We start from the raw sequence: 12,346 nt of genomic DNA, 5'->3' as shown, positions 1-12,346 counted from the left end.
GGCGGAGACGACAACGGACTACACCGGAAAACTGGTACGGCTGGACGTGGGTTACACGGATTTGGTATTACGCTGGTTTACGGGTTATGTGGCACGCTCACAGCCAGCCCAAAACGGTTATCAGCGTCTTTTTGTGCGTGAACTGGTCGGTGTGTTTGACCGATTATGGTCGTGTTCATTTCAGCATCCAACACTGAGCCAGATTGCGGACTGGTTGCAGGAGCACAGCGGACTGACCTTCATATTGCCGGATGCCCCTTATACGGAGACACCCATCCCGCATTTTACTCATCATGGGACCGGCTATCAGTTGCTGGCTAATCTTGGGCAGGTTTTTTCGATTGAGGATTATCTCTGGCATCAGTTGCCGGAGGGTTCGGTTTATGTGGGCAGCGGGGCGCATTCGATGTTTGCGGGGAAACCGGTCGATATTCCGAATGCATTTAGCCAGCGTCAGTCCGCGGGCAATGCGATGACCATTCCCATGATCCCATCGTTGCGTCCAGGTGTAGTGATCAATCAGTACCGGCTGAACAAGGTCAATCTGAGCAATGAAAACATGGTCATTACATGGGAAGCCGTCAACAAACTGACCGGTCAGTCGCAGACCAGAACGCCAATGCAGCGTCAGATTGATGCCGCCTACCCCGAATTATCGGCAGGGCTGCATTTACCCAAATTTGCCCGCATTGAGGCACACCCTGAAAATACGGTCAGCGGCGATATCTCCGACCCATTCCGGCCACGCTATGCGGTTGATGTGCAATTATTGGCTGATGATGGTCAGGATGCCGCGGTTCCTGTTTATCATGCTGTCCCGCTGCCTTTGCCGATGGCGGGCAGTGAATCCGGTATGTTTCAATATCCGCCAGTCGGAACGGTGGTTGAAATCGCCTTTGAGGCAGGCAGGCCGGATAAGCCCTTTATCCGGCAGACATTAAGCCAGGGCAATACCTTGCCCGATATCAAGCCAGGCGAACAATTGCAGCAACAGCGGGCGGAAGTCTCGCAGAGGGTAACTCAGGAAGGGAACTGGATTCGTCAGACTGACCAGACCATTAGTGAATCGTCTATGCACCGTGAAGTCAGGGCAGACACGGAAACACGTAACGTAGTCGCACGGGAAACCACGATACAGGCCACGGATAAAACCACGGTTTTGGGCACGTCTACGCTATTGGCGGGCGCTGTCCGGCAAATTGCAGACGGTGACTATAGTATGGCGACCTCATCAAATTTCGTTGCCAGCGTAGGGAAAGAGGCCAGTATCGAAATCGGACAAAAGCTGATAGAGAAGATTGGTCTGCTTAAGCAGAGCATCGCCGGTGCCAGGCAAGAAATCATCGCGCCCGTGGTTTGGGTGGGCAGCCAGCAAATCAATGTCATGACCTTGATGTTAGAGACGTTGGATGTGGTTAAAGCACTGGCGGAACAGACTGCCGCCCATACGCACCACAACACAGGTACGCCGGAGAACGCCAGCGTGATAAGGAACACGGCCTATAAATCCGATGAATTGAAACAGAAGTATTCGCCTGTGATTGGCTAGATTGATTGGCCTCTCTTCGGTAAGGTTTATTTTTACCTTTTCTACGTGGTAAACAAAAGTGTTGACATGGTAAGCATAAATGTTTACTGTGTTTGTGTGTTCAACAGAATGGAGGAGTGGTGAAGCAAAGCGAGTTTAGACGGTGGCTGGAAGCTCAAGGCGTCGAAGTTTCAAATGGGACAAACCATCTGAAACTGAGATACCAGGGGAAACGAAGCATTATGCCGAGACACCCTAGCCAAGAGATCAAAGAGCCGCTGAGGAAAGCAATCATTAAGCAATTAGGATTGTGATAAAAACCCGCCTCGCAAGGGGTGGGTTCTCGCACAGGTTCATCATTAAAAATATGCGATATCCAGTCACACTAGAGCCAGTAGAAGAGGGCGGTTATTTCGTCTCATTCCCGGATATCCCCGAAGCTTTAACCCAGGGGGATACACGGGAAGAGGCGCTAGAGATGGCACTCGATGCGCTAATAACCGCTTTTGAATTTTACTTCGAAGATAATGAAAAAATCCCGCTTCCTGGCCCCGCAGGGCAGGATTATGTTGATGTGCCCTTAAGCGTGGCCTCTAAGGTGCTTATGCTCAATGCGTTTCTTGATTCCAAGTTAACGCAAATTGAATTAGCCAACCGTATGGGGGTGAAAAAGCAGGAAGTGACCCGTATCTTTGATTTACGGCACTCAACTAAAATTGATACGGTGGGTAAGGTCGCATCGGCTATCGGACATCAGTTAACTTTGTCCATTGAATGAAAATCACCATTAATTAACAGGCTGCGTTAATACGTGGCCTTTTTTATATCCTGATAAACTGCGACCAGATGCATACAGCACTGTTATCAATCAAACCAATACGTACCAGGTCAATAATGTGGTATCAATCAGCGCTACGGGTTTGTGTTTTGATTGTCTGAAACACATTATTGATTAATTCTCTCGCCCGCAAAATATGCGGGCTGTTTTACATCTTCATAGGGCTATGAATACAATTTTGATATTAAAGAATGGGCAGTGAGTGTAATAAAAAACTGATAATTCAGCGTGTTATATTAGCTTAGTGGTTTAAAGGTTGTTGTTACTTTTTCGGATATAGAAATAACTTATGTGATATCAGAATTGTTTGGTAAATCATTTCGGACAGTTCGTTTGATAGGCTGCTTATTTTCGTCAAAATACCGACTGGGCCATATTTCAGCAGGGGTGACACCAATTTCCTGAGCAATCAGTAATTCCCCTTTAGGCCAGGGGCGCGTTAAAGCATTTGCTAATGTTGAAGAGCTTAAACCGTGCTCTCTGGATAATGATGCCAGCATTTTATTCTTCTTACGTATCGCAGCGATAATATCGGCGGTATGCCAGTCTTTTTTCATATTCCTGCTTCCCTCTTTGGTGGTGGCGATTCAAACAGGGTTTGCAGACCGGCGTTCATTTCCGGCGAGGTGTTAACCTCCCCTGCCTGAACCGCCATAGAGGGGCGATAGCAGGCACATTGGTAAAAACTTCTTACCAGCGTCCATGAACGCAAGGCTGCAAAACCTTGGTCACTGGATTTTGCCAATGACAACACTACTTTAACCGATTGTATTATTTGACTCAAGAATCAAATAAATACCTTAGTGATGGTTTGTCTCGTTGCACTTATGACGAAATAAATGAACTTATGATGAAAACGGCACTACACCGCACCCGCCTGCACGTTTTGGATCAAAAAATTTTTTCAATTTTAAAATCCTACAAGGCAAACTGCCAAACCGCGCCAATACTGGCGGAGTGGGAGAAATCACAAACTGAAATGATTGAAAAGATTTTCAGGAAATTTCAGTTTTTGGATCAAAAGAGGATCACGGAAAAATCCCAATGCATTGATATTAAATGAAAATTGTATTTTACGTGAAAAATAAGCTCACAAAGAAAAGCCGTGCTTTATCATAGAAATCAGATAGAGCGCGGCTTTACAGGATATACAGAACTGAAATTGTTTTCTCCTTTTGCATTATGACAAGGAAGAAAGTGAAAGTATTAGTTAGCGTACTTTTAATTCATTAATAAGCGTAAGGCTACGTTCAAGCATCTTAAGTAGTTTCAGTGATGAACCAGACGGAATGCGGCGGTGCAGGTAGTGTCCATTGATGCCCATAAAAATAAAATGAGTGGACGCAAAGTGGACATTGGGCAAACAAAAAGGGCTACACCTTAGTGTAACCCCTTGATTTATTTGGTGGAGCTGGCGGGAGTTGAACCCGCGTTAATTGTTTTGCATCTTATTGTTATAAATAATATTTTTATGAAATATCTTCGCTGCGTATCCTTTGCAGCTCCTTTCATGTCCCACCACTGACCTGTTTGGGTTTGTATGTGCTGCCGTCATAGTCTTTCAGATATGATCCATAATGTCTGAAAAGCATCTCTGGGCCTTTATGTCCCATTTGAGCGGCAAGCCAGAAAAGATTAACTCCCTGGCTAATGTGTTTTGTTGCAAATGTGTGCCTTGTCTGATATGGGTTGCGATACCGAATTCCAGCCTTTCTCAGTGTAGGCACCCAGGCTTTTTTACGAATTGCATCTGCACCTGCCCAAGCCTCGCCTGTTTTAGGATCTTCAAATATCACGTTGCCTTTCATGAAAGTGAATGCCTTCTGATTTAATAGGGCCGACATAGCGTCAGTGTTCAGTTCGACTTTTCTGGTACCGGCTTTTGTCTTCGTTCCTTTTATTATTCCCACAACTTTTGCCGACTGGACATGTGCGGTTTTGCCAATAAAGTCGATATCTTGCCACCGAAGCGCACATAACTCGGAGCTTCTAAGTCCTGTATGTATCGCAAAAAGGAATAAATTTTCCCATTGTTTTTGTTTATTGCCTGCTGCTGACAGTAATGCAGTAACCTCGTTAGGAGATAGGGGGTCAACAATATATTCGCTATCATTTTCTATTCGTTCAGTTTGATACCGTGATGCTGTGACTAAATTCACAGGATTCATACTAATCAGGCAATCAGTAACTGCTTCATCTATGGCGCTTCGTAAAAATGACAGATTGTTCCTGATTGTTTTCAGAGCAGTTGATCGTTTTTGAATCCAAGTTTTTAATATTGCTGGTGTTAACTCTACAACGGGAATTTTATGTAATTCAGATAGAGCAGTTTTACATTTTTTATATCCATTAATTGTGGATGGTGATAAATTTCTGGTTTCACAGATTTTTAAATATTCATCTAAATAATCTTTTATTGTTCTACCTTTATTGACATTTCCGAATATTTTTAGACGTGATGAATTAGGGAAAAATTCAGCATAAATAAAAATATCCCGTTCAATTTTATTGTATATTTCGCCGAGTTTACGCTCGGCATATTTAATATTTTTGGGCGTCACTTCCAGATTTGAGAGGGGTTCTCGGCATTTAACCCCCTTATATGTAAAAGAGATATTTATAGTTTCACCAGAACGATGTTTCCTTACTGTAATTCCTCTGGGCAATTTACTACGCTGTTTTTCCTGGCCCACTTAGCTACCTCATTTAAATCAATCCAGCGTTCCTTAACACCTTCAACTTTCAGTACATGTACGCCATCAAGCCAAACACCGCGCTGAATGCGTTTATTAATTGCGTCAACTGTTTCCCCTGTTGCATAGCAATAAGTGGATATGGGAACACATTCAATATTTACCATTTATTTACCTCACATGGTTTTGCCTCATCATTGATATAATGATCAGATCAACGGCAGCACAAACACGGGTAATATCACCTTGATTGCAAGATGTATTTTTGACACTGGCTGCTAATCTTCCCAATTTGATATCGAAGTTGGTTAATAACTGTTGTCCTGGTTGCCAGGGTTGCATGATGGTTCTCCGGTCAATGGATTTACCATCATGCTATTCATTGTGTTACCTGATTTCTGATTAAGCTTAATCAGTTTTGAGTGTGAATTATGGCCTCAATGGGTAAACACTCAAAAATTCCAGGGCCTTGCATCCCCATATCTGCTATGCAATTTTTTTCATCCTGGTAAATATGGCCGTAAGGAATGTATTGGCAGTTTATCGAAGAACATACAAGTAGAAACAGACCGTATATCATTTTCGGTCCCTCATTTTCTCGATAGCTTGAGAATTGGATACTGGAACTATTTTAACGTCAAACGGGAAATCGTAGAGTACATTACAACTTCTATTGATAATAATGATTCCATTGCGACCATCAGGTAGCGTTAATTTAACAATTTCATTTTTACTGTGTGAATGTCTTAACATTGGTCGGTCTCTTTTAATTTACCTTCAATTTCGTATTCTGCTGCATGTTTTTCATCTAATAGACACATGCCGAGAAATACAAACGTAAATTCCACATGCTTGTCGGATTTATTTTTTGATATTATTCCCTTGTGTTAATTTAAGGTAATGTTAAATATCTAATGGAGGTAATGGAGGTAATGGAGGTAATGGAGGTAATGGAGGTAATGGAGGTAATGGAGGTAATGGAGGTAATGGAGGTAATGGAGGTAATGGAGGTAATGGAGGTAATGGAGGTAATGGAGGTAATATTGGTTATTTCCAGTTAATTCATTTTCCATTGAGGCCAGTAATTTATTTTTTAATTGAGCAATGATTTTCTTTTCTTCATCTGTAATATCTTGACTTTCTCCTGTTATCCATTCTACTTGGTATTTATTTAGGTTTTCATCAAATGAGATAATGATTTCTAATCGTGCAGCCATAAATCACTCCATATTATTTATTGCCCCAGTATTTGTGGGATGTAATGAATATTAACGTACTTGCAGGCTTCTCTGGCCGATTTCAATATGAGCTCCCGGTACATTGATACCGTTTTCAATAGCTTCTTTGATGGCTTTTTTGTCCGGGGCGGTAATTGTCTGCACATCAACTAACTCATCAGGTAATTTTGACTCATCATCAATGATGACATTCATAATACCTTTTCTGGCTGTGAACGTGTTTCTGGTAGTTCGTAGTGAATCCATGCCGGCTTTCAGTAAACAGTCCAGCGCATACTTTTTTAGGTTTTTTACTTGCCTTTCGAATGATTTTTTACGGTCAGTGAGTCGCTTAGACTCATCCGCAAGAATCTTGGCTTGGCCTTCTATATTGCGAACATGGATCATGATAGCGTCAAGTTTATCACCGATAGTACATTCGATACTTTCAAGTGTATCGGCGATATCTTCTGGCGAGAACTCGCCGGTTTCTACCAACTGTTGTAATTTTTCATAATCTGCTGCTAATGCAATTGCGGTTGTGGTCATTGGTTTGCCTCTTCTAATTGGGTTAAACATTCTTTCTCTATTTCATTCAAGCGACGCAGACGACCAGATAAGTACTTTTCATAATCCTTGTCTCCTTTGGCCTTGGAATTGCCTAAATGAATGCTTAATTCACGGATAAGGGTAGATGCTATGCCGCGAATTTCATTTTTGCTGACAGCGGTGCGCATAGTTTCTGTATTACGGGTGAACTTATCGTCTAGTTCCTTGCGTAATCTGACTAGATCCTCGGCCTTATCACTGGCGGCCTTGATTTCAAATTCAATATTATTGTCAGCCAGATATTCAGGGTTGTCATGCATACCCATAAATACATCAGCAGAAAATCCAAGCATCGATAACGCTTTCTTTATAGCATCGGTGAGTGATTTCTTGATGGCCTCTCCATCTGTTTTAATTCCATATTTGGTTCTGTACATGTATGGTGTCGCACCATAACTTTCAATTTCAGCACAAATGTCACATTCAACCAGATACCAAAAGAGAATTTTGATAGAGTGATTTTGTTCACATATTAATGTGCCGTCAGAATCACGTAAGAATCGGCTCCCAATTTGTTTATTTTTGTCGTCATAGATAGGTTCTGACATGGGTGCACCATTGATCAGTTTTTCTTCTGTGACATTACAGCCCCATCCATAACCGAATGGTCCGAATAGTTCTGTTGCCCGCATAAACATATAGTTACTGTTTATGCTTGTACCATTGAACCCCATTCCCTCCAATGGTTTTGTAAAGTGGGGATCGGTACGTTGGACAGCCTTCCAGATACGGAGATTAGTTTGCTGTTCATTGCCTTGTGCCTTGATCGTTTCTTCCAGCAAATTGGCCCGATGTTGGAAGTTATCATCATTGGTGCTCAGGGTGGCGACAGGAGGCAATGAGGTGACTTCATCATCCGCCGTAGTGTTGTCTTGTGCAGTCTCTTCTACTGCTTTGTCCTCTTTGGTTTGCTTGGTTTTTCTGGTCTTGAGAGACTTGGCTTCGCTTTTTTTCTCCTTAACCTGTAGCGCTGCTTGTTGGGTTTCAACTTCATCTGGAGTGACATCTGTTATTGAGGCTTCTGATGTTGACACCGAATAATTGGAAACCTTGGGTTTCTCTTCTGGTAATTCAACGGGTATGTCGGTATCACTTAAAGTACAGTTTAAGAATTCCTTAATAGCGACGGCATCGGTCAGAAATTCAGGGTGGTGTTTACCTTCACGTACGACTCTGAAAAGCGTTTCCCGTGGAATGGACAGAGCGTCGGTTCTGATACGAAATGCGGTAGACCACTGCCGCCATGCTTCATTGTTATTTGTTATCAGTTGCTTAGCTTCTTTCATACTGTGTGACATAATCGCCCAGCAATGAAAGTCACCGTCTAGTAATGCCAGTGCAATTTCCAGATCTAACGTGGCGTAAGTGTGATTAAAATCACGTGTAGTAATAGATGGGTTTTTCTTTGGTTCGAGCGTTCTAGCCTGCCATGTGGTGCCGTTGAACTCGTATTCAGTAGCAAATTTTTCATCAAATTTACCAATTGGTGGGCGAGGGAAGCCTTGTATATCTTTACAAATAATCGGTTTTGATGTGTTGAAGTTGCTCATATCGTCCGCGTACTCTTCCCCAAGGTAAACAATGGCCATAGCTTTAGCCATTTTTTCGGAATTGGCTTCGAGTGCAATTGCAAGTGGTACGGCTCCATTTTTTTGAGCTTTTTTTGTCGGCTCAAAGACACAGATATATGTGAACATTGGTCTTGCCTCTTTAATAAATTGCTTTTTTTGCCAATCTTATTGCTGCCTTAATCCCGGCTTTTGGCATTTTGACTTTTGGATATAATTCCTTGACAGCATTTGAATAAACCATTCCTGTCGTTGGGTAATATTCAACTCGCCTTTTGCCACCGATAATAGATATATGTATAGTTGCGTTTGTTGTATCAGCGGATTTACGAGACTCAGGTAGCCTAGAGCAAGATGCAGATCGAATTATTTTTACTTATCGTGATGTTGTTTATAACCCACTAAGTCCAGCCAGAAATTATGCCGAGATTATTTTGGATAAGAATCGTCACGGTGAAACCGGAACGATATTCCAGGAATTTAAAAACGGGCATTACTTACCAACTGATCAAATTGTTGCTGCTGAAATATGTCGTACACAGCAACAGGCTAAACAAAAAGAGCGCCGATACGCAGACAAAGCATTTTAACTAAAGACCAAAAGAGGCAGATCAAAATGACCATAAACAGTAAACTGATTTTATTAGATAATTTGGGTAGTTATGAATTATCCCGTTTTGGGTGCAGTGCTGAAAGCATCGTTATCTTACAAATTTAGACTTAAAAGCTAGTCGATTCAACGTAAACGCCAGCAGGATGCTGGCTTTACCAAAATTGCTGGTGGATAACTAGGAGCTGGAGATGCTGAAGCGCAATTGTACTCTTCGAAGGCGGGAGAAAGCCTTTCTGTAGCTGAATATTGTTTTTCTAGTGAAGTGGCCTGATGGAACACACTGGGATGGTATAAGAGTTGAAGTTGTATTTGTAACGTACAAATTACATATCAAGTATATTGCTTGCGTTCAAAACGAAAAAAAAATACCATAAAATCTGCTTAACGCAATCAGGGTATCTAAATTAGCATTAACGACACACAAAGTGATATTACCGATTTGATAATAAACGCTTTCAGGCGTGATTTTTGGCTTAACGTACAAGATGCATTATATGCTAAGTATGCTGCAGCACAGGAAGTAACTGTAGGCAATATATTAAAACTTGGTGAACCGGAGCAACGTAGATTTAGGCCTCAGGCTAGGCACTATGGCCTTAATTCAGCATTGAGGGAGGCCGCAAGTCGCTCTGGTTATCTTTGTTACGATGCTGATACATCCCCGAAAGGGGAGCATTACATTATTATCGATTCAGAAGGTGTTAAAATTAGCCGTATTGGGTTAAATCACGATGAGCGCCATATAAGAGGTGCTAAACATCGTTCATTGATAGCCCAATTGAATGAAAAATTTGAAGGCTATACTCCAGATCTTTTTAGAGAAGAAGATAGTAAACATCATAATGACATTGATACGTTAGGTGTGTTGTTAATAAATATTAATCCACCATATCATGAATCTCAGGCCAGCATGATGGATTTAAGGATTGTGGTTCCTTTTACCAATATGAAAGGTTTTCACTATAATAAATCTGTAACGGAGCTTTTAGCCCTCTATACTGGAGAGAAGAAGATAGTCATTCCTGATATGGTTTTACCTAAGCTCAAGAAGCGCCTGAAGGATCAGGAAAAATAGAATAGGTGAGACATTATGAGAGTGGGAATTTCTGGTTTCCAATCTGAAAGGTTGACACAGATAAGAGAAGCGAGGGGGTTATCGAAAATTAACCTTGGTAGGTTAGTAGATCGTTCGCCATCAACTATTACCAAATGGGAAAACGGTAATCATTCCCCCGATGCAGAAGTATTGCATAGCTTAAGTCAGATTCTTAATTGCCCGGTAAGTTGGTTCACAAAGCCTATTGTTAAGTACGAAAAAAAACCAGTATTCTTCCGAACACTTTCAACCACGGCAAAAGACTTATGTATCGCCTCAGAGCGATACATGGGGTGGTTTCAAGAGTTATCATGTAAGATGCAAGAATATCTTGATTATCCAGAGGTTAACATTCCTCATCTTAACGTAAAGGATTACAGAGCGATAGATGATCAATTGATTGAAAGAATGGCTTTTGAGTGTAGGAAAGTTTGGGGATTAGGTATTGCACCGATAGATGATCTATTACTGGTAATGGAGAATGCGGGGATAGTCTGTTCCAGATTTGAACAAGGTAGTTCTGTAATGGATGGCTATTCTCAATGGAATGATTTAGAGAATAGACCGTATGTGGTTTTAGCTAGTGATAAAGATAACTATTATCGTAGTCGATTTGATGCTGCTCATGAATTAGGTCATATAGTCTTACATCGATATATAAATAAATTTGATAATATCAATTTTAATCCAATAGAAGAGCAAGCACATAAGTTTGCGTCGAGTTTCATGCTGCCGGAAGAGTCATTTTCTGTAGAGCTTCCTCCATATCCTACATTGCAGAATTTCATATCTCTAAAAAATCGCTGGGGGATGTCGGCACAATCTATGATCCTTAGAGCGAGAAATTTAGAATTAATATCTTCTCTGGAATATCAGAGGTTATATAAAAATATTTCTGCTAGAGGTTGGCGAAAAGGAGAGCCGCTTGATGATCTTAGAAAACCAGAGTCGGTTCGTTTGTTACCTAGGTGCTTAAATCTATTATTGGATTCTAGAACTTTTAGTAAAAAAACACTTCTTGAGGAATTTGGTTTCCCAAAAGGAGATTTAGAGGATTTATGTTCAGTTCCTAAGGGATTCTTGTCAGAATCACAGGTACTTGATTTCCAATCCAGAATACAATTGAAGAATAGTATTAATATATCTACTACACAACAAGATACAAACGTCGTCAATTTATTTAATAGAAAGTAAAATTGGGAATTAATACTAACACCTGTTATTCTGTTCGTATCGGCCTGAACATCTGATAACCTAAACAAAAGCTGCTGTGTCATAACTTTGAGGATAAGTAATGACGCAGCATAGTTTTATCAAAATTTCGAATGACACCCTGAGACCTGCGACTCCCGCAGCCAGGGAATACCTGCACTCCAAAGTGAAGTGGGGCGATGTGCTCTATGCGGATTTTAAGAAAGCACGTAACCCACGTTTCCATCGTAAATATTTTGCCCTTCTGAATCTCGGCTATGAATACTGGGAACCTGCTGGGGGTACCATTTCCCCGGAAGAGAAAGCGCTTGTGCGTGGCTACGTACAATTTCTTGCACACTTCGCGGGCAGTGAAGATGTCTTACAATCCGCTGCGGATGAATATCTTGCTGGCATATCTAAAAACCGAGCCCAGAATATTACTGCCACCAAATCCTTTGATGCCTTTCGGCGCTGGGCAACAGTGGAATCAGGGCACTATGACATTTACGAAATGCCCAACGGCAGTCTGTACCGTGAACCTCGTTCAGTCAGTTTCGCCAAAATGGAAGAGATGGAATTTCAGGAGCTTTATAAAGATACATTAAACGTGCTTTGGAACTTTATTTTGTATCGCAATTTCCCGACCCGAAACGCCGCTGAACATGCAGCTTCTCAGTTGTCCGATTTTATGTAATGAGAGGCAGAGCCAATGGCTAAAAGTGAAAAACAGTGGCTTTCTAATGTGACATTACTGGGATGTATCTGTTGTCGGAATATGGGGTTGGGAGTAATACTTGCGGAAATTCATCATGTGAGAGCGGTACAAGATATGGCCCAAAGGGCTGCTCATTTCTCCATTCTGCTGCATCCTCGCTATCATCGAGCGTTTGCATCCCACGGGCTTTCATGCGGCACCGAAGACATGGCAAGCAATCCACAGTATGGCAACGGAACTATTGCCCCAAGTTAAAAGGGAAGTTGAAGAGGTAC

At 41.7% G+C, this 12,346-nt stretch carries 16 protein-coding genes, 1 tRNA gene and 1 pseudogene; 10 read left to right on the top strand and 8 right to left on the bottom strand.

Features of this window, described 5'->3' with window-relative positions; all coding sequences use genetic code 11:
• The 3 genes from AACQ38_RS20995 to AACQ38_RS20985 all read left to right on the top strand — a co-directional run.
• Window positions 1-1,549: hypothetical protein (locus tag AACQ38_RS20995; protein ID WP_165578998.1), on the top strand; the 1,549-nt coding region annotated here is incomplete at its 5' end.
• A gap of 119 nt (window positions 1,550-1,668) precedes the next feature.
• The gene (locus AACQ38_RS20990) at window positions 1,669-1,842 is read left to right on the top strand and encodes a type II toxin-antitoxin system HicA family toxin (protein WP_011147672.1); all 174 of its coding nucleotides are present in this window, start codon (window positions 1,669-1,671) and stop codon (window positions 1,840-1,842) included.
• 53 nt (window positions 1,843-1,895) lie between these two features.
• Window positions 1,896-2,306, top strand: coding sequence for a type II toxin-antitoxin system HicB family antitoxin (locus AACQ38_RS20985; RefSeq protein WP_109791736.1), 411 nt, complete (start codon window positions 1,896-1,898; stop codon window positions 2,304-2,306).
• Between the two features lie 347 nt (window positions 2,307-2,653).
• On the opposite strand, the gene AACQ38_RS20980 is transcribed toward AACQ38_RS20985, so the two are convergent.
• Entirely contained in the window at window positions 2,654-2,923 is a 270-nt protein-coding gene (locus AACQ38_RS20980; RefSeq protein WP_011147670.1) for a helix-turn-helix domain-containing protein, read from the bottom strand.
• Window positions 2,920-3,150, bottom strand: a complete 231-nt coding sequence (locus tag AACQ38_RS20975; RefSeq protein WP_011147669.1) for a hypothetical protein — start codon at window positions 3,148-3,150, stop codon at window positions 2,920-2,922. The genes AACQ38_RS20980 and AACQ38_RS20975 overlap by 4 nt, the downstream gene beginning before the upstream one ends.
• Window positions 3,151-3,216: 66 nt before the next feature.
• Here AACQ38_RS20975 and AACQ38_RS20970 point away from each other — a divergent pair, with 66 nt between their 5' ends.
• Window positions 3,217-3,429: a hypothetical protein gene (locus tag AACQ38_RS20970; RefSeq protein ID WP_157866906.1), complete on the top strand. Its 213-nt coding sequence runs from the start codon at window positions 3,217-3,219 to the stop codon at window positions 3,427-3,429.
• 340 nt (window positions 3,430-3,769) lie between these two features.
• On the opposite strand, the gene AACQ38_RS20965 is transcribed toward AACQ38_RS20970, so the two are convergent.
• The 4 genes from AACQ38_RS20965 to AACQ38_RS20950 form a co-directional block, all read right to left on the bottom strand.
• Window positions 3,770-3,872 (bottom strand) — tRNA-OTHER (locus AACQ38_RS20965).
• A 2-nt stretch (window positions 3,873-3,874) separates the two neighbouring features.
• Window positions 3,875-5,059 (bottom strand): Arm DNA-binding domain-containing protein, encoded by a 1,185-nt coding sequence (locus AACQ38_RS20960; RefSeq protein WP_165578997.1) that lies wholly within the window; start codon window positions 5,057-5,059, stop codon window positions 3,875-3,877.
• Window positions 5,011-5,226, bottom strand: a complete 216-nt coding sequence (locus AACQ38_RS20955; RefSeq protein ID WP_165578996.1) for an excisionase — start codon at window positions 5,224-5,226, stop codon at window positions 5,011-5,013. The genes AACQ38_RS20960 and AACQ38_RS20955 overlap by 49 nt, the downstream gene beginning before the upstream one ends.
• Window positions 5,227-5,230: 4 nt before the next feature.
• Window positions 5,231-5,401: a hypothetical protein gene (locus AACQ38_RS20950; RefSeq protein ID WP_011147665.1), complete on the bottom strand. Its 171-nt coding sequence runs from the start codon at window positions 5,399-5,401 to the stop codon at window positions 5,231-5,233.
• Between the two features lie 581 nt (window positions 5,402-5,982).
• Between AACQ38_RS20950 and AACQ38_RS20945 the strand changes: the two genes are divergently transcribed.
• Window positions 5,983-6,120, top strand: a complete 138-nt coding sequence (locus tag AACQ38_RS20945) for a hypothetical protein (protein ID WP_207631947.1) — start codon at window positions 5,983-5,985, stop codon at window positions 6,118-6,120.
• 207 nt (window positions 6,121-6,327) lie between these two features.
• On the opposite strand, the gene AACQ38_RS20940 is transcribed toward AACQ38_RS20945, so the two are convergent.
• The gene (locus tag AACQ38_RS20940) at window positions 6,328-6,825 is read right to left on the bottom strand and encodes a siphovirus Gp157 family protein (RefSeq protein ID WP_011147663.1); all 498 of its coding nucleotides are present in this window, start codon (window positions 6,823-6,825) and stop codon (window positions 6,328-6,330) included.
• Complete coding sequence (locus AACQ38_RS20935) at window positions 6,822-8,486, bottom strand: hypothetical protein (RefSeq protein ID WP_332370317.1); 1,665 nt, start codon at window positions 8,484-8,486, stop codon at window positions 6,822-6,824. The genes AACQ38_RS20940 and AACQ38_RS20935 overlap by 4 nt, the downstream gene beginning before the upstream one ends.
• A gap of 281 nt (window positions 8,487-8,767) precedes the next feature.
• On the opposite strand from AACQ38_RS20935, the pseudogene AACQ38_RS20930 reads away from it, so the two are divergent.
• From AACQ38_RS20930 to AACQ38_RS20910, 5 genes and pseudogenes are all read left to right on the top strand, one after another.
• Window positions 8,768-9,043, top strand: a pseudogene (locus AACQ38_RS20930) (DnaB-like helicase C-terminal domain-containing protein); the annotation flags it as partial.
• Window positions 9,044-9,505: 462 nt separating this feature from the next.
• Complete coding sequence (locus AACQ38_RS20925) at window positions 9,506-10,141, top strand: hypothetical protein (RefSeq protein ID WP_207631946.1); 636 nt, start codon at window positions 9,506-9,508, stop codon at window positions 10,139-10,141.
• Between the two features lie 15 nt (window positions 10,142-10,156).
• Window positions 10,157-11,356: a helix-turn-helix domain-containing protein gene (locus AACQ38_RS20920; protein WP_165578995.1), complete on the top strand. Its 1,200-nt coding sequence runs from the start codon at window positions 10,157-10,159 to the stop codon at window positions 11,354-11,356.
• A 100-nt stretch (window positions 11,357-11,456) separates the two neighbouring features.
• Window positions 11,457-12,050, top strand: a complete 594-nt coding sequence (locus tag AACQ38_RS20915) for a DUF1367 family protein (RefSeq protein WP_011147649.1) — start codon at window positions 11,457-11,459, stop codon at window positions 12,048-12,050.
• A 15-nt stretch (window positions 12,051-12,065) separates the two neighbouring features.
• Window positions 12,066-12,326, top strand: a complete 261-nt coding sequence (locus AACQ38_RS20910; protein ID WP_242685645.1) for a hypothetical protein — start codon at window positions 12,066-12,068, stop codon at window positions 12,324-12,326.
• Window positions 12,327-12,346: the final 20 nt, after the last annotated feature.

This window comes from Photorhabdus sp. RW14-46, from assembly GCF_963887965.1.
Taxonomy (GTDB): domain Bacteria; phylum Pseudomonadota; class Gammaproteobacteria; order Enterobacterales; family Enterobacteriaceae; genus Photorhabdus; species Photorhabdus laumondii.
Note: the sequence above shows the minus strand (reverse complement) of the source record. Positions and strands in the feature narration are given on the sequence as shown.

Coding starts and splice junctions, on each gene's coding strand:
- AACQ38_RS20985 (WP_109791736.1), top strand. CDS start 1,896: ATGCGATATCCAGTCACACTAGAGCCAGTAGAAGAGGGCGGTTATTTC.
- AACQ38_RS20980 (WP_011147670.1), bottom strand. CDS start 2,923: ATGAAAAAAGACTGGCATACCGCCGATATTATCGCTGCGATACGTAAG.
- AACQ38_RS20970 (WP_157866906.1), top strand. CDS start 3,217: ATGAAAACGGCACTACACCGCACCCGCCTGCACGTTTTGGATCAAAAA.
- AACQ38_RS20955 (WP_165578996.1), bottom strand. CDS start 5,226: ATGGTAAATATTGAATGTGTTCCCATATCCACTTATTGCTATGCAACA.
- AACQ38_RS20950 (WP_011147665.1), bottom strand. CDS start 5,401: ATGCAACCCTGGCAACCAGGACAACAGTTATTAACCAACTTCGATATC.
- AACQ38_RS20945 (WP_207631947.1), top strand. CDS start 5,983: ATGGAGGTAATGGAGGTAATGGAGGTAATGGAGGTAATGGAGGTAATG.
- AACQ38_RS20940 (WP_011147663.1), bottom strand. CDS start 6,825: ATGACCACAACCGCAATTGCATTAGCAGCAGATTATGAAAAATTACAA.
- AACQ38_RS20935 (WP_332370317.1), bottom strand. CDS start 8,486: ATGGCTAAAGCTATGGCCATTGTTTACCTTGGGGAAGAGTACGCGGAC.
- AACQ38_RS20920 (WP_165578995.1), top strand. CDS start 10,157: ATGAGAGTGGGAATTTCTGGTTTCCAATCTGAAAGGTTGACACAGATA.
- AACQ38_RS20915 (WP_011147649.1), top strand. CDS start 11,457: ATGACGCAGCATAGTTTTATCAAAATTTCGAATGACACCCTGAGACCT.
- AACQ38_RS20910 (WP_242685645.1), top strand. CDS start 12,066: ATGGCTAAAAGTGAAAAACAGTGGCTTTCTAATGTGACATTACTGGGA.